Here is a 22,777-nt window from a genome sequence, read left to right on the forward strand (position 1 = left end):
GCCAGTTCTACCGGGGCTCCGCTCCTCATGTCCGCCGAAACCGCACCTCAAGGCCCTCTGGACAACGCAGCCAGAGCCATAACTTCACGGCCTTGGGGCTAGTCAAGACCGGTTAAACCTTTCTCCAGCGGCGCCGCGCCGGTTCCGTAACACCCGCTCCGGCCGTCCGTCCGGCGGCGCGGGTGACTCGTCCCACACGGGACCGGGCGCGGGCCGGCGCCGCGTCGTCCCTGATTGCGGTACATCTCACGTCCGTCCGGTGCCCGGCGCGTCGCGATTCGCCGGGCAGCACGGCCCCCTCTAGGGTGGCGGACCATGAGCCCCGCCGCTCCGGGAAGGTTTCAGGGCCTTCCGGGGGCGACACGCCTTCTCAGAGCCCCAAGGCTCCAAGGAGTCCCCACAGAGTCGACGGAACGTCACAAACGGCGAGGCGGTGGCGCTTTTCGTGTGACTCCGGAGGGTGCCGGATTGGCTTTCCCGCCGCTGGTGGGGGCAGGATGCGTATTCGGGCGCGAGGGTCTGTCAGCAGACCCGGGTCCGGGGACTGTCCGAGGGCCCTGGCAGCATCGGCTTCGATCTCACGCCTCACAGGCAAGAAGAACACGGGAGTAACAACATGAACCGCAGTGAGCTGGTGGCCGCCCTGGCCGACCGCGCCGAGGTGACCCGCAAGGACGCCGACGCTGTGCTGGCCGCTCTCGCCGAGACCGTCGGTGAGATCGTCGCCAAGGGCGACGAGAAGGTCACCATCCCCGGCTTCCTGACCTTCGAGCGCACCCACCGTGCCGCTCGCACCGCTCGTAACCCGCAGACCGGCGACCCGATCCAGATCCCGGCCGGCTACAGCGTGAAGGTCTCCGCGGGCTCCAAGCTCAAGGAAGCCGCCAAGGGCAAGTAACACCCATAGGCAGGCGGCGCCGGTCACGGCGCCGGAGTAACGCACAGGGGCGGCCATCCGATCCGGATGGCCGCCCCTGCTGTGTGCGGATGTCGTACGGGCTCACCGCCCCGTCGGGCGTCAGCCGAGCGCGCCGCCCGGAAGCTCGACCTTCGCCCCCAGCTCGACGAGCTTGTCCATGAAGTTCTCGTAGCCGCGGTTGATCAGGTCGATGCCGTGCACCCGGGACGTGCCCTGGGCCGCCAGCGCCGCGATCAGGTACGAGAAACCACCGCGCAGGTCGGGGATGACCAGATCCGCGCCCTGGAGCTTGGTGGGGCCCGACACCACCGCGGAGTGCAGGAAGTTGCGCTGCCCGAAGCGGCAGTCGGAGCCGCCCAGGCACTCCCGGTAGAGCTGGATGTGCGCGCCCATCTGGTTGAGCGCGGAGGTGAAACCGAGCCGGGACTCGTACACCGTCTCGTGGACGATGGAGAGCCCCGAAGCCTGCGTCAGGGCCACCACCAGGGGCTGCTGCCAGTCGGTCTGGAAACCGGGGTGTACGTCCGTCTCCAGCGCGATGGCGTTGAGCGAGCCGCCCGGGTGCCAGAAGCGGATGCCCTTGTCGTCGATCTCGAAGGCGCCGCCGACCTTGCGGTAGGTGTTCAGGAACGTCATCATCGACCGCTGCTGCGCGCCGCGGACGTAGATGTTGCCCTCGGTGGCCAGCGCGGCCGAGGCCCAGGACGCGGCCTCCAGCCGGTCCGGGAGCGCCCGGTGCGTATAGCCGTCGAGGCGGTCGACACCGGTGATCCGGATCGTCCGGTCGGTGTCCAGGGAGATCATCGCGCCCATCTTCTGGAGCACGCAGATGAGGTCCTCGATCTCCGGCTCCACGGCCGCGTTCGACAGCTCGGTGACGCCCTCGGCCAGCACGGCCGTCAGCAGCACCTGCTCCGTCGAGCCGACCGACGGGTACGGCAGCCGGATCTTGGTGCCGCGCAGCCGCTGCGGGGCCTCCAGGTACTGGCCGTCGTCCCGCTTCTCGATCGTCGCGCCGAACCGGCGCAGCACGTCGAAGTGGAAGTCGATCGGCCTGCCGCCGATGTCGCAGCCGCCCAGACCGGGGATGAACGCGTGGCCGAGCCGGTGCAGCAGCGGTCCGCAGAAGAGGATCGGGATACGCGAGGAACCCGCGTGGGCGTCGATGTCCGCGACGTTGGCGCTCTCGACATGGGTCGGGTCGAGGATCAGCTCGCCCGGCTCGTCGCCGGGGCGCACCGTGACGCCGTGCAGTTGGAGCAGTCCCCGGACCACCCGCACATCGCGGATGTCCGGCACATTGCGGAGCCTGCTGGGGCCGCTGCCGAGCAGCGCGGCGACCATGGCCTTCGGCACCAGGTTCTTCGCGCCGCGGACGCGGATCTCGCCCTCGAGCGGGGTTCCACCGTGGACAAGCATTACATCGTCTGTGGCGGTCATGAATCTCGCGTTCCGGAGTGGGCGGGCTGGCGGTCAAGGAAAAGGGTAAGGGTCAGGGGCCCCTGACCCGTAAGGCCCGGGGCGGGTGGGACACGTAATGGACATGTAACGGAACGGGCGGGACACCCTCGGTGGCATCTCCCTCGCACACGGTCACCACGCGGTCGGCGTACCCGTCGGCGCGGTGACCGGTACGACGGTCGTACGGGATGATGTCGCGCCACGCCCGGGGCCATGTTCACGCCTTACTGTGCCGGGCGCGCCCGCGCGGGCCGAATATGCGGGATCATGTCTCGCATGACCGAGGTGTCCTCGCTCACAGGGCGGCTGCTCGTCGCGACCCCCGCCCTGTCCGACCCGAATTTCGACCGCGCGGTGGTCCTCCTGCTCGATCACGACGAGAAGGGTTCCCTCGGCGTGGTCCTCAACCGGCCCACCCCCGTGGACGTCGGGGACATCCTGGAGTCCTGGGGGGAGCTGGCGGGCGAGCCCGGCGTGGTCTTCCAGGGCGGCCCCGTCTCGCTGGACTCCGCGCTCGGCCTCGCCGTCATACCCGGCGGTGACGGTCCGTTGGGCTGGCGCCGGGTGTACGGGGCGATCGGCCTGGTCGACCTGGAGGCCCCGCCCGAACTGCTCGCGAAGGCGCTCGGCTCGCTGCGGATCTTCGCGGGGTACGCGGGCTGGGGGCCGGGCCAGCTGGAGGGTGAGCTGGGCGAGGGCGCGTGGTATGTCGTCGACTCGGAGCCCGGCGACGTATCGTCGCCCCGCCCGGAGGGGCTGTGGCGGGCGGTGCTGCGCCGGCAGCGCAGCGAGCTGGCGATGATCGCGACATATCCGGACGATCCATCGCTCAACTGACGCATCAGCCGGATTGGCTGGATCGTGTCGCTCTCTTGTTGTCCGGTGCTCTCGCTGTTCGGTGCCCTCGGTGATGCGGCGCGCTCGGCGGTCGGCGTTCTCGTTGTTCGCGGCTCTCGGCGCGCTCGTCGTTCGGCGTGTCGGCGCGATGCGTGAGCATTCGGCTGCGGAGTGCACGGACCCGGGCCCCCATGACGCGTCCGGCGTGGGTACCCTTGGCTCCCATGAGCACTCTTGAGCCCGATCGCGGGGCAGGCACAAGCACCCTCGTGGAGCCGACACCGCAGGTGTCGCACGGTGACGGCGACCACGAGCGCTTCGCCCACTACGTCCAGAAGGACAAGATCATGGCCAGTGCCCTGGAGGGCACTCCCGTGGTCGCACTGTGCGGAAAGGTCTGGGTGCCGGGGCGCGACCCCAAGAAGTACCCGGTCTGTCCGATGTGCAAGGAGATCTACGAGTCCATGGGCCCCGGTGGGGACAAGGGCAAGGGCGGCAAGGGCGACGGCAAGAAGTAGCCGTTGGCCGTCTGTCGGGAACGGCCCCCGGGGCGTGCGCGTGGAGCGCGCCCCGGGGGCCGTTCGCATGTCGCGCCGGGCGTGTCGCCGCGTGTCGCGCCGCAGGTCTCCATGGGGGTGCCGTGGGGGGCGACGCGTCCTGGGGCGCCGCGGGGCCTCGCGGGGGCGCCGTGGGGCGAATACCGGCCGTCCGGCGGGGACTTGGTCCCGGGGAGCCCGTCCGTGTGAACCCGCGTGTGTGAACTCGGGGCGGACGGCAGGATAAGTCGTGTACAAGAGGCGCGAAAGCGGACCTTCACCCTGGTGGGGGACGGATGCGTCCTTCGTGGACCCTCGCGTCGGCAGGCCGGGAAGATGTGCCAGAGTTGCCACGTCCCGGCTGTGAGCACGTACGGTACGGCAACACAGGCGGGATACCGGGACACCGGAAAGGGGCAGCTGGGTTGACCACGCACGCACCGCAAACGGCGCAGTTCGTCACGCTGCCGGCCTCGCTGGACGAGGCCGTGGCGGCGCTCACCGCGATGCCTGCCGCCGTGCCGGTAGCGGGCGGAACCGATCTGATGGCGGCCGTCAACAAGGGCCAGCTGCGCCCCGCGGGACTCGTCGGGCTCGGCAGGATCAGCGAGTTGCGCGGCTGGCACTACCAGGACGGGCACGCCCTCCTCGGGGCCGGCCTCACCCACGCACGCATGGGCAGACCCGACTTCGCGGCGCTCATCCCCGCGCTCGCCGCCTCCGCGCGCGCGGCGGGCCCGCCCCAGATCCGTAACGCGGGCACGCTCGGCGGCAACATCGCCAGCGCCGCCCCGACCGGGGACGCGCTCCCCGTACTCGCCGCGCTGGAAGCCGATCTGGTGGTCGCGGGACCCGACGGCGCGCGCCGTGAGATCCCCGTGTCACATCTGCTGGCGGGCCGCGAGATGCTGGCCCCCGCGGAGCTGATCGGCTTCGTCCGCGTACCGCTGCTGCACGCGCCGCAGGTCTTCCTCAAGGCGACGGGGCGCACCGGGCCCGGCAGGGCCACCGCGTCCGTCGCCGTCGTGCTCGATCCGGCACGGCGCGGGGTGCGTTGCGCGGTCGGCGCCATCGCGCCGATGCCGCTGCGCCCGCTGGAGGCGGAGCGCTGGATCGCCTCGCTGATCGACTGGGACGGCGCGCGGGGGCTCGCGCAGGAGGCGCTCGCGGCCTTCGGCGAGTACGTCGCCGCCGCCTGCATCCCGGACCAGGCTCCGGTCGGCGGGGGAGAGGCGCCCACGCCATCGGCCGCCATACTGCATCTGCGGCGTACCGTCGCCGCGCTGGCCCGACGGGCACTGGGGAGGGCGTTGTCGTGAGCACCGAGGAGAACCCCGGGGGCCGGGGCGGCTGGCAGCCGGTCCCGCAGGGCGGTGAGTACGACGGCGAGTCGACCGCGTTCGTACAACTGCCCCCGGAAGACGCCCTGGACGCGCCGCTGGCCGCGCCGGGGCACGGCTACGTACCGCCGAGCATCGTCCCTCCCGCTCCCTCGGATCCGGCGGCGGGCGCGTCCGCCGCGCCGGGCGGCTGGGCCGCTCAGCCGGTCGTCGGGGCGGGCGACGGCGTACGGTGGCCCGAGCCGGGCCAGGACGGCGGGACGCAGCCGCAGACGCAGTGGCCGGAACCGGGCCAGGGCGGTTACGCGCACGGCGGTTACGGCCCCGGCGGCTACACCCCGCAGGGGACCAGCCACTGGAACTTCCAGGACGTCGCCGCCGACGCGGACGCGGCCGCCGCCGGGAGCGCGGCGCCCGCCGCGCCGACCGGGCAGTGGGCGATCCCGGTCGCGCAGGGCGATCTCCCGGACGAATCAGGCGAGTTCAGTACCTCCGTCCTCACCTCGCAGTGGGCGGGCGGCGGCCTGTCGGCCACGCTGCCGGGCGGCGCCCTCGCCCCCTGGGCGGAGACCGGCGACGACACGAACGAGACCGCCGACGGCGACGCCGACACGGCGGAGGCGCCGGCGGCCGCCGGTTCCGTACCGGAGGCCGCACCCGCCCGCGAGCCGGATCCGCTGACGGATCCCGTGCCGCTCCTCACCAGCGGCGACAGCGCCGAACACCCCGCGGGCTCCTACGTCCTGCGCGTCAACGGCGCCGACCGGCCCGTCACCGACGCCTGGATCGGCGAGTCGCTGCTGTACGTCCTGCGCGAGCGCCTCGGCCTCGCGGGCGCCAAGGACGGCTGCTCGCAGGGCGAGTGCGGCGCCTGCAACGTCCAGGTCGACGGCCGGCTCGTCGCCTCCTGCCTGGTGCCCGCCGCGACCGCCGCCGGATCCGAGGTCCGTACGGTCGAGGGGCTGGCCACCGAGGGCGAACCCTCCGACGTCCAGCGGGCGCTGGCCACCTGCGGGGCGGTGCAGTGCGGTTTCTGCATCCCCGGCATGGCGATGACCGTCCACGACCTGCTGGAGGGCAACCACGCCCCCAGCGAACTGGAGACCCGGCAGGCGCTCTGCGGCAACCTCTGCCGCTGCTCCGGCTATCGCGGCGTGCTCGACGCGGTCGACCAGGTCGTCGCCGAGCGCAGAGCCACGGCGGAGGCCGCCGCGGCCGCCTCCGAGGAAGCCCGCGTACCGCACCAGACACAGCCCGGGACCAACGGCGACCGGCCGCGGCCCGGCTCCACCCCGCACTCGCCCGACGGAGGCATGGCGTGAGCACAGACGCGGCCACCGCGGCCACGGCGCCCGACGGTCCCCAGCCGGAGCCGCCCGCACACGGCCTCGGCGCATCGCTCCCCCCGGCCGACGCGCGCGCGAAGACCGAGGGCACCTTTCCGTACGCCGCCGACCTGTGGGCCGAGGGCCTGCTGTGGGCGGCCATCCTGCGCTCCCCGCACCCGCACGCCCGCATCGTGTCGGTCGACACCGCGGCGGCGGCCGAGATGCCGGGCGTCCGCGCCGTCGTCACGCACCAGGACGTCCCCGGCGACTCGGCGTACGGCAGACGCGTCGCCGACCGCCCCGTCTTCGCCTCCGAGGTCGTACGCCACCACGGCGAGGCCATCGCCGCCGTCGCCGCCGACCACCCCGACACGGCCCGGCTCGCCGCCGCGGCCATCGCCGTCGAGTACGAGATCCTCGACCCGGTCACCGACCCCGAGAAAGCCTTCGCCGCCGAACCACTGCACCCGGACGGCAATCTGATCCGCCATATCCCGTTGCGGTACGGCGACTCCGAGATCACCGGCGAGGTCATCGTCGAGGGGCTCTACCGGATCGGCCGCCAGGACCCCGCGCCCATCGGCGCCGAGGCCGGACTCGCCGTGCCGAGGCCGGACGGCGGGGTGGAGATCTACACCGCCTCCACCGACCCGCACACCGACCGCGACCTCGCCGCCGCCTGCTTCGGGCTCGCCCCCGAGATGGTCAAGGTCGTCGTCACCGGCGTCCCCGGCGCCACCGGCGACCGCGAGGACCCCGGCTTCCAGATCCCGCTGGGCCTGCTCGCGCTCCGTACCGGCTGCCCGGTCAAGCTCGCCGCCACCCGCGAGGAGTCCTTCCTCGGCCACGCCCACCGCCACCCGGCCCTGCTGCGCTACCGCCACCACGCCGACGCCGAGGGCCGGCTGGTCAAGGTCGAGGCGCAGATCCTGCTGGACGCGGGCGCGTACGCGGACTCCTCGTCCGAGTCCCTCGCGGCGGCCGTCGCCTTCGCCTGCGGCCCGTACGTCGTCCCGCACGCCTTCATCGAGGGCTGGGCCGTACGGACCAACAACCCGCCCTCCGGACACGTCCGGGGCGAGGGCGCCATGCAGGTGTGCGCCGCGTACGAGGGCCAGATGGACAAACTCGCCGCCAAGCTGGGCATCGACCCGGCCGAGCTGCGCCTGCGCAACGTCCTCGCCACCGGCGACATCCTGCCCACGGGCCAGACCGTGACCTGCCCGGCCCCGGTGGCCGAACTGCTCCGTGCCGTACGGGACTTCCCGCTGCCCCCGCTGCCCAAGGACACCCCGGAGACGGCCTGGCTGCTGCCCGGCGGCCCCGAGGGCGCGGGCGAACCGGGCGCGGTGCGCCGGGGCGTGGGGTACGCGGTCGGCATGGTCCACATGCTCGGCGCGGAGGGCGCGGACGAGGTCTCCACGGCCACCGTCAAGGTCCACGACGGCATCGCCACCGTCATCTGCGCGGCCGTCGAGACCGGCCAGGGTTTCACCACGCTGGCCCGCCAGATCGTGCAGGAGACCCTGGGTATCGAAGAGGTCCAGGTGGCCTCCGTCGACACCGACCAGCCCCCGGCCGGCCCGGCCGCCCACGGACGCCACACCTGGGTCTCGGGCGGCGCGGTCGAACGGGCCGCGAAGATGGTCCGCACCCAGCTGCTCCAGCCGCTGGCCCACAAGTTCGGCATGTCCACCGAGCTGCTCCAGATCACCGACGGGAAGATCACCTCGTACGACGGTGTGCTCTCCACCACCGTCACCGAGGCCATGGACGGCAAGGAACTCTGGGCCACCGCCCAGTGCCGCCCCCACCCGACCGAACCGCTCGACGCCGCCGGCCAGGGCGACGCCTTCGTGGGCATGGCCTTCTGCGCGATCCGCTCGGTCGTCGACGTCGACATCGAACTCGGCTCGATCCGGGTCGTCGAGATGGCCGTCGCCCAGGACGTCGGCCGCATCCTCAACCCGGCCCAGCTCGCCACCCGCATCGAGGCGGGCGTCACCCAGGGCATCGGCACGGCCCTGACCGAGAACCTCCGCACCACCCGCGGTGTGATCCGCCGCCCCGACCTCACCGGCTACGCCCTGCCGACCTCGCTGGACGCGCCGGACATCCGTATCGTCAAACTCGTCGAGGAACGCGACGTGGTGGCCCCCTTCGGCGCCAAACCCGCCAGCGCCGCCCCGGTGGTCACCTCCCCGGCCGCGGTAGCCGCGGCGGTACGCGCCGCCACCGGCCGCCCGGTAAGCCGCCTCCCGGTACGCCCCCAGGCCGCGGTGGCGGCGCCGTAGCGGTACGAGCCGTAGCCGTAGCCGTACGACAGAGAGCGGCCCCTGAGGACGGGGGCCGCTCTCCGCCCTGCCACGTCCATGGCCGGAGGCGGGCGGTCGGACGGCGGTCGTACGACCAAGGGACCAGCACTGGTCCATCGTCCGACAGGGTTCAGGCGGCCGTACGCCCCCTACGCTGAAGTCCATGACCGCCCTCGAACCAGGTGACGCCGCCGTCGCCCCCGCTCCGTCCGGCCGTGCCGGGAAGCCTCCGTCCGTACCCGCTGAGAAGGCCGGGAGAACGGGGAAGGCGGGGAAAGCCGGGCAGGCCGGGATCCTGGGGCCGGAGCATCGGGCGCTCAGCGTCGGGATCGTCGCCGTCGTCGTGCTCATCGCCTTCGAGGCGACCGCGGTCGGTACCGCGATGCCGGTGGCCGCGCGGGAGCTGAACGGGATCGGGCTGTACGCGTTCGCCTTCTCCGCGTACTTCACGACCAGCCTCTTCGCGATGGTCCTGGCCGGTCAGTGGGCCGACCGCAGCGGGCCGCTGGCGCCGTTGACCGTGGGGATAGCCGGGTTCGGTACCGGGCTGCTGCTCTCCGGCACCGCGTCCTCCATGCTGCTGTTCATCCTCGGCCGGGCCGTCCAGGGGCTCGGTGGCGGGCTGGTGATCGTCTCGCTGTACGTCGTCATCCGCCGCGCCTACCCGGAACGGCTGCGGCCCTCGATCATGGCCGCGTTCTCCGCGAGCTGGGTGATCCCCTCCGTCGTCGGGCCGCTCGCGTCCGGCACCGTGACCCAGCACCTGGGCTGGCGCTGGGTCTTCGTCGGGATCCCGGTCCTCGTCGTACCGGCGCTGGCGCTCGCGCTGCCCGCGATACGGCGTACCGCCGCGGGGCCCGCCGACGCCTCGGCGCCGGTTCCCGGTTTCGACCGGCGGCGGATCCGGCTGGCGCTCGGGATCTCGCTGGGCGCGGGGCTGCTCCAGTACGCGGGGCAGGAGCTGCGCTGGTTCTCGCTGCTGCCGATGCTGGCGGGCGTCGCCTTCCTCGTACCCGCCGTCCTCGGACTGCTGCCGGCCGGCACCTGGCGCGCGGCGCGCGGGCTGCCGTCGGTGGTGCTGCTGCGCGGGGTCGCCGCCGGGTCGTTCATCGCGGCGGAGAGCTTCGTCCCGCTGATGCTGGTCGCCGAGCGCGGGCTCTCCCCGACGATGGCCGGGCTCTCGCTCGCGGTCGGCGGCGCGACCTGGGCGCTCGGCTCGTACATACAGGCCAGGCCGCGTGTCGAGCCGTACCGCGAGCGGCTGATGGCGGGCGGGATGGTGCTGGTCGCCCTGGCCATCGCGGTCGCGCCGACCGTACTGATCCACTCCGTCCCCGTCTGGGTCCTCGGCCTCGGCTGGGCGGTCGGCTGCCTCGGCATGGGCGCGGTGATCGCCTCCACGAGCGTGCTGCTGCTCAAGCTCTCCGCGCCGGAGGAGGCGGGCGCCAACTCGGCGGCGCTCCAGATATCCGACGGCCTGACGAACGCCCTCCTGTTGACGGCGGGCGGCGCGGCGTTCGCCGCCCTGGGCGGCGGCGCGGTCGGTGCCCACACGGCGGCCACGGCCGCGGGCGCCTCGCACCCGGTGGCCTTCGTGGCGGTGTTCCTGCCGATGGCGGCGGTGGCGCTGGTGGGGGTCTGGGTGGCGACACGGGTACGGACGCGAGAGCCGATGGCGTAACACCGGTGGGTGGCAGGCTGCTCCAGGGCCCGTCCCGGCGGGCCGGAGACGCCGCGAACGCCGGAGATCGCCGAGCTGCTTCCCCGCTTCGCCCGGCAGCCGGGGCCCGGTGTGACCGCCGTCGCAGTCGTCCCGGCGGTGCCGGATTCGTCGCGGAACCGGGGCGCCCCGCGGGTAGGGTGGCCCGGTTGTCGTCGTACGTAGACCCCGTGAACCCGAGCGTCCGAACCGGAGACCGTGACTACTACCGCCTCCTCCTCCCATCACCTTTCTCCCGCCTTCCCGGGCCGCGCGCCCTGGGGTACCGCCAACAAGCTGCGTGCCTGGCAGGAGAACGCCCTCGGCCGATACCTCCAGGAGCAGCCCCGTGACTTCCTCGCCGTCGCGACCCCCGGAGCGGGGAAGACCACCTTCGCGCTGACCCTCGCCTCCTGGCTGCTGCACCACCATGTGGTCCAGCAGGTGACCGTTGTCGCGCCGACCGAGCATCTCAAGAAGCAGTGGGCGGAGGCCGCCGCGCGGATCGGGATCAAGCTCGACCCGGGGTACAGCGCCGGGCCGGTGAGCAAGGAGTACGACGGCGTCGCGATCACCTACGCGGGTGTCGGGGTCCGGCCCATGCTCCACCGCAACCGGTGCGAGCAGCGCAAGACCCTGGTCATCCTCGACGAGATCCACCACGCGGGCGACTCCAAGTCCTGGGGCGAGGCCTGCCTGGAGGCGTTCGAGCCCGCGACGCGGCGGCTCGCGCTGACCGGGACGCCGTTCCGGTCCGACACCAACCCCATCCCCTTCGTCGCGTACGAGGAGGGCGACGACGGCATCCGCCGCTCGTCCGCCGACTACACCTACGGGTACGGGAACGCGCTGGGCGACGGAGTCGTCCGGCCCGTGATCTTCCTCAGCTACAGCGGCAACATGCGCTGGCGCACCAAGGCCGGGGACGAGATCGAGGCCAAGCTCGGCGAGCCCATGACCAAGGACGCCGTCTCGCAGGCCTGGCGCACCGCGCTCGACCCGCGCGGCGACTGGATGCCCAACGTGCTGCGCGCCGCCGACCAGCGGCTCACCGAGGTGCGCAAGGGCATCCCGGACGCGGGCGCCCTGGTCATCGCCAGCGACCAGGACTCGGCACGCGCGTACGCCAAGCTCATCCGCGAGATCACCGGCACGAAGGCCACCGTCGTCCTCTCCGACGACACCGGCGCGTCGAAGCGGATCGACGAGTTCAGCGGCTCCACCGACCGCTGGATGGTCGCGGTCCGCATGGTGTCGGAGGGCGTCGACGTGCCACGGCTGGCGGTCGGCGTGTACGCGACCACCATCTCGACCCCGCTCTTCTTCGCGCAGGCCGTGGGCCGTTTCGTACGGTCCCGGCGGCGCGGCGAGACCGCCTCCGTCTTCCTGCCGACCATCCCCGGCCTGCTCGGCTTCGCCAGCGAGATGGAGGTCGAGCGTGATCATGTGCTCGACAAGCCGAAGAAGGGCGAGGACGACCCCTACGCCGAGTCCGAGAAGGAGCTGGCGGAGGCCGAGAAGCTCCAGGACGAGGACACCGGCGAGCAGGAACAGTTCACCTTCGAGGCGCTGGAGTCCGACGCGGTCTTCGACCGGGTCATGTACGACGGTGCCTCCTTCGGCATGCAGGCCCACCCCGGCAGCGAGGAGGAGCAGGACTACCTCGGCATCCCCGGACTGCTGGAGCCCGACCAGGTGCAGATGCTGCTCCAGAAGCGCCAGGCCCGGCAGATCGCGCACAGCCGCAAGAGGCCGGACGCCGAGGCGGACCTGCTGGAGCTGCCCGCCGAGAAACGGCCCGTGGTCTCCCACAAGGAGCTGCTCGGGCTGCGCAAACAGCTCAACACCATGGTCGGCGCCTACGTCCACCAGAGCGGCAAGCCGCACGGCGTGATCCACACCGAGCTGCGCCGGGTCTGCGGCGGGCCGCCGAGCGCGGAGGCGACGGCGGGGCAGCTCAGGGAGCGGATCGCGAAGGTGGGGGAGTGGGCCACCCGGATGCGGTGACGCCGCGGGCCGCCTCGCGGTGACGCCGCGCCGTGTCGTACCTCGTGCAGCAGGTTGTTGTGTGTCGTACCTCGTGAAGAGGATGCGGCGAGTCGTAAAGATATGCGTCACACCGCATAGCTCTCCGTAGCCGCGAGGCGCGGGAGTCCATACGCACGTGGCCGCTGCCGGATCCGGCAGCGGCCACTGTCGTACGGACCCGAAGCGCGCCGGTATGCGGCATAGCGTGAGCGTTCGCCCGCTCCCTGTACGCGTGCCGTGCTGCCTCTGTGTCGCATCTGTGCCTTTTGTGTGCTCCTGTCATGGGCTCCGGGGCGACGGGACGTGCCCCGGACGACTCCGGTCCGTTACGGATCCATAGCCTCATGTGCCCGGATTCTGGACGAGGGCTTCCGCTGAGCGGTGTCCGTGGTTACTGTCCCCGCAAACGTCAACGCTCCGTGGCACCCCCGCCCCCGCGACCGGTGCCGCAGGTTCGCGAGACCCACTCCGGACCAACCTCCCCCACCGAATCCGAAGGAGAGGGCGTCGTGACCGCGGAGACCTCCCAGACCCTCGACCGAGGGCTGCGCGTCCTCAAACTGCTCGCCGACACCGACCACGGGCTGACCGTGACCGAGCTGTCCACCAGGCTCGGTGTCAACAGAACCGTCGTCTACCGGCTCCTCGCCACGCTCGAACAGCACGCCCTGGTCCGCCGTGACCTGGGCGGACGCGCCAGAGTGGGCCTCGGTGTGCTGCGCCTCGGCAGACAGGTGCATCCCCTCGTACGGGAAGCCGCCCTGCCCGCCCTGCGCTCGCTCGCCGAGGACATCGGGGCCACCGCGCATCTGACGCTCGTCGACGGGGCGGAGGCGCTGGCCGTCGCCGTCGTGGAACCGACCTGGACGGACTACCACGTCGCGTACCGCACCGGTTTCCGCCACCCGCTCGACCGGGGCGCGGCCGGGAAGGCGATCCTCGCCGCCCGGCAGACCGTCTTCACCGAACCGCACTGCACCCTCACCCACGGCGAGCTGGAGGCGGGCGCCAGCGGCGCGGCGGCGGCGCTGGTCGGGGTGACCGGCATAGAGGGCAGCGTGGGCGTGGTGATGCTCACCGACGCCGTACCGGAACGGGTGGGCGCGCGCGTGGTCGACGCGGCCAGGGAGGTCGCCGACGCACTGCGCTGACCGGCGGCGGAGGGTGTGAGGCCCGGCTGACCGGCGGCGGAGGGTGTGAGCCCGCCCGGAACGCGGCAGATAGATTGACACCCGTGTTCTCACGTCTCTCTCGTCTCCCGCGTCCCGCTGTTCTCGCGGTGTGCGCCCTCCCGGTCGTCGCGCTGTTCGCCGTCACCCTGGCCGCGCCGTTGCCGTACGCCGTGGCGCAGCCGGGTTCGACCACGGACGTCCTCGGCTCGGACCGGGGCCGGCCGGTCATCGCGATCAGCGGGACGCCCACCCGTAGAACCACGGGCGAGCTGCGGATGACGACAATCCTGGCGACCGGCCCGTCGACGGACATCAGCCTCGGGGACGTGGCCGAGGCGTGGTTCCGTACGGACCGGGCGGTGCTCCCGCGCGAGGCGGTCTACCCGTCGGGCAAGTCCGACAGCGAGATCCGCGAGCGCAACACCGAGGACATGGTCGACTCCCAGGACGCGGCGACCCGCGCGGCGCTCGGCTATCTCGGCAAGGACGCCAAGAGCGTCGACGTCAGCCTCCACCTCGCCGACGTCGGCGGCCCCAGCGCCGGTCTGCTCTTCGCCCTCGGCATCGTCGACAAACTCGACGGCGACGGCTCCGGCGGCGACCTGACCGGCGGCCACACCATCGCGGGTACGGGCACGATCACCGGCGACGGCGAGGTCGGCGCGGTGGGCGGCGTCTCCCTGAAGACCCAGGCGGCCGGACGCGACGGGGCGACCGTCTTCCTCGTACCGAAGGCGGAGTGCTCGGACGCGCGGTCGGAGCTGCCGAAGGGGATGCGGCTGATCCCCGTCACCACCCTGAAGGGCGCGGTGTCGGCGCTGAAGGCACTGGGGAAGGACGAGAAGGTCCCGAGCTGCTGATGGGGGACGGGGGACGGGGGACGGGGATGGCCGAACGCTCCAGCTCATACGAAGCCCGACGACTTCCTCGGCGGCCTCTGGGAGCTGCCCGGCGGCGGCGTCGAGCCGGACGAGCAACTGGAAGAGGCGCTGCGCGGGGAGGTCATGGAGGAGACCGGCCTCGTTGTCTCCGAAGTCACCGGCTACGTCGGTGCCTTCGACTACGCATCCGACAACGGTCTGCTGACCCGACAGTTCACCTTTGCCGTCACTGTCGAGAAGCGCGAGCCGGTTGTCCTTACCGAGCACGACGACTCGACCTGGGCGGACCGGAGCGAATCGCCCAAGGTGAGTGACGAGACGCGAGTGCTCCTTACGCACTGACACCCGTGGACGGCTCACTCCTCAACGAGGCCGAGAAGTGAGCCGTTGTCGCGATGACGCCGCGGAGTCGTCGTCCGGCTCCCAGCCGGGTTCGTCCTCGCCTTCGGTCGTACCGTTGTCCGTACCGCCGCTGCCCGCGCTCACGCGTACACCTCCGAAACGTACGTGCCTCGCTGGGCGATCCCCTCGGGGGCACGGAAGGTCGCGCCGTACGACCCGGACAGAAGCCGGACAGAAAGCCGGACGGGAACCTGGACAGAACCCCGGACGGAAGCGCGTTGGCCGGTTCCTGTCACCGTCCCGGGGGTGCTTCGGCGGTGGTGGTGACGGTCTCGCGGGTCTGTTCCGCGGGTGGGTTCGGGCGCCTCGGCGGCGTCGTGCTGTTCGCCCGGTGGATGCACCAGACGGCGAGCCCGGACCCGAGGCACGGCGGTGCGAAGCGCATCAGGACCCAGCCGCCCCATACGTACGCGCTGATCGCCGCCGTCAGGTGGATGGCCGCCGCCACCCCGTACATCGCGGCGAGTTCCGCCTTCGGATTCCTCATCGTTCCCCCGTCAGTCGGAGCTTGCCTGTTCCACCAACGGGATGATCCGCAGCGGTACGGGATTCTCCATGACAATTGCCGTCGAGGCGCGCACGATGCCGTCGAAGCCGACGACGAGGTCGATCACCCGTTGGAGGTCGGCGTTGGAGCGGGCGACCAGGCGGCAGAGCATGTCGCCCGAGCCCGTGGTGGTGTGGAGTTCGAGCACCTCGGGGACCCCGGCGAGATGGGTGCGTACGTCGGCGCCCTGGCCCTGTTTGATCTCCAGGGTGGCGAAGGCCGTGACCGGGTAGCCGAGGGCCGCCGGGTCGACGGTGGGGCCGAAGTCGCGGATGACGCCGTTCGACTGGAGGCGGTCCAGCCGCGCCTGTACGGTCCCGCGCGCCACGCCCAGCCGGCGCGATGCCTCCAGTACGCCGATCCGGGGCTCCCTGGCCAGCAGCACGATCAGCCTGCCGTCGAGTCCGTCGATGCCGGCACTGTCCATGGCGTGTCTCCCTCCCGTTCGAAGATCTCCCGCTTCGGGGATCTTCCGCTCGGGGATCTCCGGTTCAAACATGGTCATCTTGTGCAGAAAGACCGGATGGCGCGGCCTATCGCTATGCATATTGTCCAGCTGAAATGCGAACTGTTGCACACCTTGTGGAGTGGGGTGACCCTGGTCCCATGGCTGACACCTCCACGCACGCCCCCGCTGCCCCGCGCGCCACGGACCCCTTTCCGGTCAAGGGGATGGACGCGGTCGTCTTCGCCGTCGGCAACGCCAAACAGGCCGCGCACTACTACTCCACGGCCTTCGGCATGAAGCTGGTCGCCTACTCCGGACCGGAGAACGGCAGCCGTGAGACCGCCAGTTACGTCCTCACCAACGGCGCGGCCCGTTTCGTGTTCACCAGTGTCATCAAGGCGTCCACCGAGTGGGGCGGCTTCCTCGCCGGGCATGTCGCCGAGCACGGCGACGGGGTCGTGGACCTGGCGATCGAGGTCCCGGACGCGCGGGCCGCGTACGCCTACGCGACCGGGCACGGCGCCCGTGGGCTCCAGGAGCCGTACGAGATCAAGGACGAGTACGGGACCGTCGTCCTGGCCGCCATCGCGACGTACGGCGAGACCCGGCACACCCTGGTCGACCGCTCCGGCTACACCGGCCCGTACCTGCCCGGATTCGTCGCGGCCGACCCGATGGTGGAGCCCCCCGCCCGGCGCACCTTCCAGGCCATCGACCACTGCGTGGGCAACGTCGAGCTCGGCCGGATGAACGAATGGGTGGAGTTCTACCACCAGGTCATGGGGTTCACCAATATGAAGGAGTTCGTGGGCGACGACATCGCCACCGAGTACTCCGCCCTCATGTCGAAAGTCGTCGCGGACGGCACCCTCAAGGTGAAGTTCCCGATCAACGAACCCGCCATCGCCAAGAAGAAGTCGCAGATCGACGAGTATCTGGAGTTCTACGGGGGCGCCGGCGTCCAGCACATCGCCCTCGCCACCAACGACATCGTCGCCTCCGTACGCGCGATGCGCGCCGCCGGTGTGCGTTTCCTGGACACGCCCGACTCGTACTACGACACCCTCGGCGAATGGGCGGGCGAGACCCGGGTGCCCGTCGAGACGCTGCGCGAGCTGAAGATCCTGGTCGACCGGGACGAGGACGGCTACCTGCTCCAGATCTTCACCAAGCCCGTCCAGGACCGGCCGACCGTCTTCTTCGAGATGATCGAGCGCCATGGCTCGATGGGCTTCGGCAAGGGCAATTTCAAGGCGCTGTTCGAGGCGATCGAGCGCGAACAGGAGAAGCGCGGGAATCTCTGACGCCGGGAATCCCTGACGCCGGGAATCTCTGACGCGTGACGGACGCGTGGACAGACCGTCAATAACAGCAGGTGGGGAGGGCCGTGTGCCCGTACGTACGGGATCAACTGTACGTACGGGACCACCGTCCCCTACTTCGGCGCCTCCGTCGCCGCCGGCTCGCCCAGCTCCTCCAGTGCGTCCAGCGCCTTCGGTGCCAGCAGCGGGGAGAAGTACGGATCGATCCGCAGCGCCTCGCCGATATGGCGGCGGGCCGGGTCGTCCAGGCCGAGGGTGCGTTCGATCTCGCCCCGGTGGTAGGTGAACAGGGCGCTGCGCAGGCCCTGTTCGGTCGCCTTCCGGGCGTAGGGCAGGGCCTCCTTCTCCCGGCCCGCACGGAACAGCGCCCAGCCCAGCGCGTCCGCGACCGCCACACTGCGGTGCTTCTTGTTCCACTCGGCCTTGAGGCGCAGGACGGCGGAGTCGGGGTCGCCGTGGTCGGATTCGGCGCGGGCGAGGACGAGTTCCTCGTTCACCCCGTTCTCCCGGGCCCGGTCGCCCTGGGCGCGCAGGGCCGCGTACTGGGTGGCGGCGTCGCCGTCGAGGCCCTTGGATTCGTACAACTCACCCAGTTCCAGGGTGTATTCGAGGCTGGGGTACTTCGCCAGGGCGGCCTGGTAGTCGCGGTACGCCTCGTCCGTACGGCCCAGCGCGGCCAGCGCCGCCGCCCGGCCGGCGAGGGCGGGGTGGTGGTCGCGGGAGGCGGCCAGGGCCGCGGTGTAGTGGCCGAGGGCCTCGGCCGGTTCGCCGCGCTCCCGGGCCAGTTCGCCCAGGGTGTGCAGGGCCGCGGCCTTCTCGGCGGGGGTGGTGGCGCGGGCCGCCGCCTCCGTGGCCTTCACCACCGCGTCCTCGCGCCAGCCCCGGTCGCGGTAGACGGTGGCGACGCGGGTCAGGACGGGGGAGTCCGACCGCAGCTCCCGCAGCTTGTCGAGGGCCTTGCCCGCCGCCGCGTAGTCGCCGAGCCCGTTGTACGCGTCGATCAGCACCGGGTACGCGGACCAGGAGGCGGGCCGCTGCTTCCGTACCGTCTCGGCCCACCGCTTGGCGGCGGCGAAGTCGTGCCGGGCGCCCGCGAGTTCGGCGAGCCCGAGGAGCGCCCCGGGGGCGTGGCCTGTGCCCGCCTTGGCGTCGTCGCCCCCGGCGGCCCGGGGGGAGGCGGCGGTCGACGGCTCGCCGGGGCGGACGGCGAGCGAGTGCCGCAGGGCCCGGTCGGCCTTCGGGTAGTACGCGGGATCGGCGCCCATGAGCCCGCGCCGCACATAGGCGGAACCGAGCACCGCCCAGGCCCCGCCGTCCTCGGGGTGGGTCCGTACCCGGGCCTCCCGGTCGCGGATGAGCGCGGCCAGATCCGGCAGCGCGGCGGGCGCCCCGGCCTCCATCGCCGCCCGCGCCCGCGCCTGCGGGCCGGCGGTCTCCGGGGCCGGGCCCCGGTCGGGTACGAACAGCAGGACGCCGCCGACCAGCGCCGCGCCGATCCCGGCCGCCAGCGCCGCTCTTCTGACCTGACCGATCTGCTCAGTTTTCATGGCATTCATGGCGTTCATGATGGTTACTGTGCGTCAATACGAAGAATGCGTCCGTGGTTGGAGTGGCGGATCGCGACGGGGTTCACACCGATGGCCCCGGATGCGAGGCTGGGGCCATGGACGATCTCCTCGCACAGCTGCGGGCCGGGCTCCCCGCCGAAGCCCTGATCACCGATCCCGACGTGATGGCCTCGTACGCCCACGACATGGCCGGCTTCTGCGAGGCCGGCGAGTCCGCGGCGGTCGTCCTGCCGCGTACGGTCGAACAGGTCCAGCACGTGATGCGCACGGCGACCGCGCTCCGGGTCCCCGTCGTCCCGCAGGGGGCCCGTACGGGGCTGTCGGGGGCGGCCAACGCCTCGGACGGGTGCGTCGTCCTCTCGCTGACGAAAATGGACCGGATCCTGGAGATCAGTCCGGTCGACCGGATCGCCGTCGTCGAACCGGGCGTCATCAACGCCACGCTCTCCCGGGCCGTCGGCGAGCAGGGGCTCTACTATCCGCCGGATCCCTCCAGCTGGGAGATGTGCACCATCGGCGGGAACATCGGCACGGCCTCCGGCGGGCTGTGCTGCGTCAAGTACGGCGTCACCGCCGAATATGTCCTCGGCCTCGATGTCGTCCTCGCGGACGGCCGCCTCCTCACCACCGGCCGTCGCACCGCCAAGGGGGTCGCCGGATATGACCTGACCCGGCTGTTCGTGGGCTCCGAGGGCAGCCTCGGCATCGTCGTCAAGGCGGTCCTGGCGCTCCGGCCGCAGCCGCCGCGCCAGCTCGTCCTGGCCGCGGAGTTCCCGTCCGCCGCCGCCGCGTGCGACGCCGTCTGCCGGATCATGGAGCGCGGGCACACCCCGTCCCTCCTCGAACTGATGGACCGTACGACCGTCCGCGCCGTCAACGCGATGGCGAACATGGGCCTCCCCGACACCACCGAGGCGCTGCTGCTCGCCGCCTTCGACACCCCGGACCCGGCGGGCGATCTGGCGGCGGTCGGGGAGCTGTGCACCGCCGCCGGGGCCACCGAGGTGGTCCCCGCCGAGGACGACGCCGAGTCCGAGATGCTGCTCCAGGCGCGCCGGCTCGCGCTCCCCGCGCTGGAGGCCGTCAAGTCCGCGACGATGATCGACGACGTCTGTGTCCCGCGCTCGCGGCTCGCCGAGATGCTCGCGGGCACCACCGCCGTCGCCGAGAAGTACGGGCTGACCATCGGCGTCTGCGCGCACGCGGGCGACGGCAACACCCACCCCGTCGTCTGCTTCGACCAGGCGGACCCGGACGAGTCGCGGCGGGCCCGTGAGTCGTTCGACGAGATCATGGCGCTCGGCCTGGAACTGGGCGGCACGATCACCGGTGAGCACGGCGTCGGCGTCCTCAAGAAGGAGTGGCTGTCGCGGGAGCTGGGGCCGGTGGGGATGGAGTTGCAGCGCTCCATCAAGGCGGCCTTCGACCCGCTGGGGCTGCTCAATCCGGGCAAGCTCTTCTGACGTCTTCCGCATGCCGTCAGGACTCGCCGTCGGCCGACTCGTCCGCCGGCCAGGGGTTCCGCAGCCACAGATCGTCCGCCGGGGTCGGGGCCAGCAGTACGGCCAGCCCGTCGTCGATACGCAGCTCCTCCGTCTCCGTACCCGGCGGCACGATGCGCAAGGTCCGCTCCACCCACGCGGACACGGCCGAGGACGGCGCCTCCAGCAGCGCGTCACCGTCGGGCGAGGTGAGCGCGAAACACAGCACCCCGCGCCCGGCGACCTTGGTCGGCCAGATCCGTACATCACCGTGCCCGCACGGCCGGAACACCCCCTCGACCAGCAGCTCCCGGGCGAAGGTCCAGTGCACGGGGGAGTCCGAGCCGATGTGGAAGGTGATGTGCACGGCGTACGGATCGTCCGTACGGTACGTCAGCCGGGCCGGTACGGGGATGCTGTGCTCGGGCGACAGCACCAGATTCAGCTCCAGTTCGCGTTCCACCGCAGTATGCATGAGCCGTACTTCCTCTCCTGTTCGGCGGTACGACCGGGCCCGGTGGCCGGGCCGTACGGAGGCCGTACCGAGTGAGAGGCGCTTCCCCGCCGGCTATGACGCGACTTTCGGGGATTATTTTTTCGGCGGGCTTTCGGCGGGCCGGCGATTGGCTTTCGGCGGGCCTCAGGGCGGCTTTCGGCCGTCCCCGATCGGTTCCCGCTGTGAAGAAGGCGTGAGGGAGGCGCGAGAAACGGACTGATGTCCGGCTTTTCGCGCACCTTGTCGAACGAATCCGACCCCACAGCCTTACGCTTCGCATCGACGTCTCTCCTCTTCCGCCCGAACGCGGTTCTCTCCGCTGGTCTCCTTCTTCGAGCACCCGTCTTCTTCGTTAATGTCTGCCTGGACAAGCGGAGGCCCGTGGACATGGTGAGAGTGAACGGAGTTGGGGTCAGTGGCTACTCCACCTGGTGACGGCGGGAACGCGCCCCGGGAAGGTTTCTACCCGGACCCGTCCATTCCCGGATACGTCAGATACTGGAACGGCACCGCCTGGGTGCCCGGTACGAGCAGGCCCGCGCCCCCGGACGCCCCGGGGGTACGGAGCGCCCCGGCCCCCGCCCCGGCCCCCGCCCCCGCCCTCGACGAGACGGGCCCCGTCTTCCTCGACGACGACCCGCCCGGCGCCCCGCAGGAACCGGCCTCCGCCTGGCAGGCCGACGCCGCACGGCAGACGGGCTTCGGCGGTGACCGTGACACCCGGGTCTCCTGGGGCGCCCCGGCGCCGGACCCCCGGTCCCCCGGCGCGCCCGCCGACCCGCGCCTCGACGTACAGGCACCCCGTCCCGCCCTCCCCGGCAGGCGTACGGGCGGCTCCGGCGCGGGCGGCGACGGTGAGCCCGGTGACGGCGCCACGCCGCACCGGCCGCTGGTCCCGCCGCCGAGCGCGCAGCCGCCCGTGGACAGCACCGTCGCCCTCCGCGCCCTGCGCGCGGCCCGGCGCGCCAAGGCCCAGGGCGACGCGGCGGCCGGCCGCACCGGACCGGCGGACGGCACGATGTCGATCCGCGCCCTGAGCCAGGGGGCCTGCGAGGCGGGCAAGGCGGCGAAGGCCCTGCCGAAGGTCCCGGCCCAGCCCCAGCAGCTCCAGCCCGCGCAGCCCACCGCGCCCCAGCTCCAGCCCCCGCAGCCCCCGGCGCCCCGGGCCCTGCCACCCCGCCCCGACGACCAGCGGCGCGCCGAGTGGGCCGCCCCGGAGCCGTACGCCCCCATCAGCGCCGGCGCGGGCGGCGGCGCCACGTCCTGGGCCCAGCAGGTGCACCAGCTCGCCCACGACGACCAGGCCGTCGTGGGCTGGAAGCCCCCGGTCGAGGACGCGTTCCTGCTGGCCGCGCGCGCCCAGACCGCCTCCAGGCCGGCCGGTCCCGGCAAGCGGCTGGTGGCCCGGCTGATCGACACCCTGGTCCTCGGGCTGGTCATCGGTGCCCTGGCGGTCCCGCTCGTCTCCCGTACCCGTACCCACATCGACGGCAAGATCGCGGCGGCCGAGCAGACCGGCGAGACCGTCACCATCTGGCTGCTCGACGGCACGACCGGCGTCTACCTCGGCGTCCTGCTCGCCGCGCTGCTGGTCGTCGGGGTGGTGTACGAGGCGCTGCCGACCGCGAAGTGGGGGCGCACGCTGGGCAAGAGGCTCTGCGGTCTGGACGTACGGGACATCGAGACCCACGAGCCCCCGGGCTTCGGCGCGGCGGTGCGCCGCTGGCTGGTCTACAGCGTGCTGGGGCTGCTCGTCGTGGGCGTACTGAACGTGCTGTGGTGCCTGTTCGACCGGCCGTGGCGGCAGTGCTGGCACGACAAGGCGGCCCGTACCTTCGTGAGCGGCTGAGCAACTGAGTGGCTGAGCGGTCGGCCGGGTGTCCGACCGGGCGCCCGGCTGACGCCCGGTGAGCTGATGGCTTGTCGGTGGCCGTATAGCCCACCAGGAGGACCGTTCCTCCCGAACGGCGGGCGCTCCGTTGCGGGCCCCCGCGTGG

General features: G+C 72.1%; 19 protein-coding genes. 14 read left to right on the forward strand and 5 right to left on the reverse strand.

Going from position 1 to position 22,777, the window contains the following annotated elements; genetic code table 11:
• The first annotated feature begins 616 nt into the window (after positions 1-616).
• Positions 617-898: an HU family DNA-binding protein gene (locus tag ACIP8W_RS02020; RefSeq protein ID WP_003954777.1), complete on the forward strand. Its 282-nt coding sequence runs from the start codon at positions 617-619 to the stop codon at positions 896-898.
• 120 nt (positions 899-1,018) lie between these two features.
• Here the strand turns inward: ACIP8W_RS02020 and murA are convergent, their stop codons facing one another.
• Positions 1,019-2,359, reverse strand: a complete 1,341-nt coding sequence (gene murA / locus ACIP8W_RS02025; protein ID WP_401952273.1) for a UDP-N-acetylglucosamine 1-carboxyvinyltransferase — start codon at positions 2,357-2,359, stop codon at positions 1,019-1,021.
• A 297-nt stretch (positions 2,360-2,656) separates the two neighbouring features.
• Here murA and ACIP8W_RS02030 point away from each other — a divergent pair, with 297 nt between their 5' ends.
• From ACIP8W_RS02030 to ACIP8W_RS02075, 10 genes are all read left to right on the forward strand, one after another.
• Positions 2,657-3,217: a YqgE/AlgH family protein gene (locus ACIP8W_RS02030; protein ID WP_401952276.1), complete on the forward strand. Its 561-nt coding sequence runs from the start codon at positions 2,657-2,659 to the stop codon at positions 3,215-3,217.
• Positions 3,218-3,441: 224 nt separating this feature from the next.
• The gene (locus tag ACIP8W_RS02035) at positions 3,442-3,735 is read left to right on the forward strand and encodes a DUF3039 domain-containing protein (protein WP_401952279.1); all 294 of its coding nucleotides are present in this window, start codon (positions 3,442-3,444) and stop codon (positions 3,733-3,735) included.
• 443 nt (positions 3,736-4,178) lie between these two features.
• Positions 4,179-5,072 carry an FAD binding domain-containing protein gene (locus tag ACIP8W_RS02040; RefSeq protein ID WP_402201616.1) on the forward strand — a complete coding sequence of 298 codons (894 nt, stop codon included), beginning with the start codon at positions 4,179-4,181 and terminating at the stop codon, positions 5,070-5,072.
• A complete protein-coding gene (locus ACIP8W_RS02045; RefSeq protein ID WP_401952284.1) occupies positions 5,069-6,415 on the forward strand; it encodes a (2Fe-2S)-binding protein in 1,347 nt (448 codons plus the stop codon). Before ACIP8W_RS02040 ends, ACIP8W_RS02045 begins: the two co-directional genes overlap by 4 nt.
• Positions 6,412-8,715, forward strand: a complete 2,304-nt coding sequence (locus ACIP8W_RS02050) for a xanthine dehydrogenase family protein molybdopterin-binding subunit (RefSeq protein ID WP_401952286.1) — start codon at positions 6,412-6,414, stop codon at positions 8,713-8,715. The genes ACIP8W_RS02045 and ACIP8W_RS02050 overlap by 4 nt, the downstream gene beginning before the upstream one ends.
• A 184-nt stretch (positions 8,716-8,899) precedes the next feature.
• Complete coding sequence (locus ACIP8W_RS02055) at positions 8,900-10,417, forward strand: MFS transporter (protein WP_401952289.1); 1,518 nt, start codon at positions 8,900-8,902, stop codon at positions 10,415-10,417.
• Between the two features lie 237 nt (positions 10,418-10,654).
• Complete coding sequence (locus ACIP8W_RS02060; RefSeq protein WP_401952291.1) at positions 10,655-12,442, forward strand: DEAD/DEAH box helicase; 1,788 nt, start codon at positions 10,655-10,657, stop codon at positions 12,440-12,442.
• Between the two features lie 530 nt (positions 12,443-12,972).
• Positions 12,973-13,614, forward strand: a complete 642-nt coding sequence (locus tag ACIP8W_RS02065; RefSeq protein WP_401952294.1) for an IclR family transcriptional regulator — start codon at positions 12,973-12,975, stop codon at positions 13,612-13,614.
• An 83-nt stretch (positions 13,615-13,697) separates the two neighbouring features.
• Positions 13,698-14,495, forward strand: a complete 798-nt coding sequence (locus ACIP8W_RS02070) for a PDZ domain-containing protein (RefSeq protein WP_401952297.1) — start codon at positions 13,698-13,700, stop codon at positions 14,493-14,495.
• A gap of 117 nt (positions 14,496-14,612) precedes the next feature.
• Positions 14,613-14,858: a hypothetical protein gene (locus tag ACIP8W_RS02075; protein WP_402201828.1), complete on the forward strand. Its 246-nt coding sequence runs from the start codon at positions 14,613-14,615 to the stop codon at positions 14,856-14,858.
• A gap of 292 nt (positions 14,859-15,150) precedes the next feature.
• Here ACIP8W_RS02075 and ACIP8W_RS02080 read toward each other — a convergent pair whose 3' ends face one another.
• Together ACIP8W_RS02080 and ACIP8W_RS02085 are read right to left on the reverse strand one after the other, a co-directional pair.
• The gene (locus ACIP8W_RS02080; RefSeq protein WP_402201617.1) at positions 15,151-15,405 is read right to left on the reverse strand and encodes a hypothetical protein; all 255 of its coding nucleotides are present in this window, start codon (positions 15,403-15,405) and stop codon (positions 15,151-15,153) included.
• Positions 15,406-15,415: 10 nt separating this feature from the next.
• On the reverse strand, positions 15,416-15,892 hold the full coding sequence (locus ACIP8W_RS02085) for an Lrp/AsnC family transcriptional regulator (protein ID WP_401952319.1): 477 nt from the start codon (positions 15,890-15,892) through the stop codon (positions 15,416-15,418).
• Positions 15,893-16,071: 179 nt separating this feature from the next.
• Between ACIP8W_RS02085 and hppD the strand changes: the two genes are divergently transcribed.
• Complete coding sequence (hppD, locus tag ACIP8W_RS02090) at positions 16,072-17,217, forward strand: 4-hydroxyphenylpyruvate dioxygenase (RefSeq protein WP_401952322.1); 1,146 nt, start codon at positions 16,072-16,074, stop codon at positions 17,215-17,217.
• Positions 17,218-17,348: 131 nt separating this feature from the next.
• Here hppD and ACIP8W_RS02095 read toward each other — a convergent pair whose 3' ends face one another.
• The gene (locus ACIP8W_RS02095) at positions 17,349-18,782 is read right to left on the reverse strand and encodes a tetratricopeptide repeat protein (RefSeq protein WP_401952324.1); all 1,434 of its coding nucleotides are present in this window, start codon (positions 18,780-18,782) and stop codon (positions 17,349-17,351) included.
• 116 nt (positions 18,783-18,898) lie between these two features.
• Here ACIP8W_RS02095 and ACIP8W_RS02100 point away from each other — a divergent pair, with 116 nt between their 5' ends.
• The gene (locus ACIP8W_RS02100; RefSeq protein ID WP_401952326.1) at positions 18,899-20,266 is read left to right on the forward strand and encodes an FAD-binding oxidoreductase; all 1,368 of its coding nucleotides are present in this window, start codon (positions 18,899-18,901) and stop codon (positions 20,264-20,266) included.
• A 16-nt stretch (positions 20,267-20,282) separates the two neighbouring features.
• Here the strand turns inward: ACIP8W_RS02100 and ACIP8W_RS02105 are convergent, their stop codons facing one another.
• Complete coding sequence (locus ACIP8W_RS02105; protein ID WP_401952329.1) at positions 20,283-20,759, reverse strand: SsgA family sporulation/cell division regulator; 477 nt, start codon at positions 20,757-20,759, stop codon at positions 20,283-20,285.
• Between the two features lie 436 nt (positions 20,760-21,195).
• Here ACIP8W_RS02105 and ACIP8W_RS02110 point away from each other — a divergent pair, with 436 nt between their 5' ends.
• The gene (locus ACIP8W_RS02110) at positions 21,196-22,629 is read left to right on the forward strand and encodes an RDD family protein (protein WP_401952331.1); all 1,434 of its coding nucleotides are present in this window, start codon (positions 21,196-21,198) and stop codon (positions 22,627-22,629) included.
• Positions 22,630-22,777 lie beyond the last annotated feature (148 nt).

The organism is Streptomyces sp. NPDC088554 (assembly GCF_044752945.1).
Taxonomy (GTDB): Bacteria; Actinomycetota; Actinomycetes; order Streptomycetales; family Streptomycetaceae; genus Streptomyces.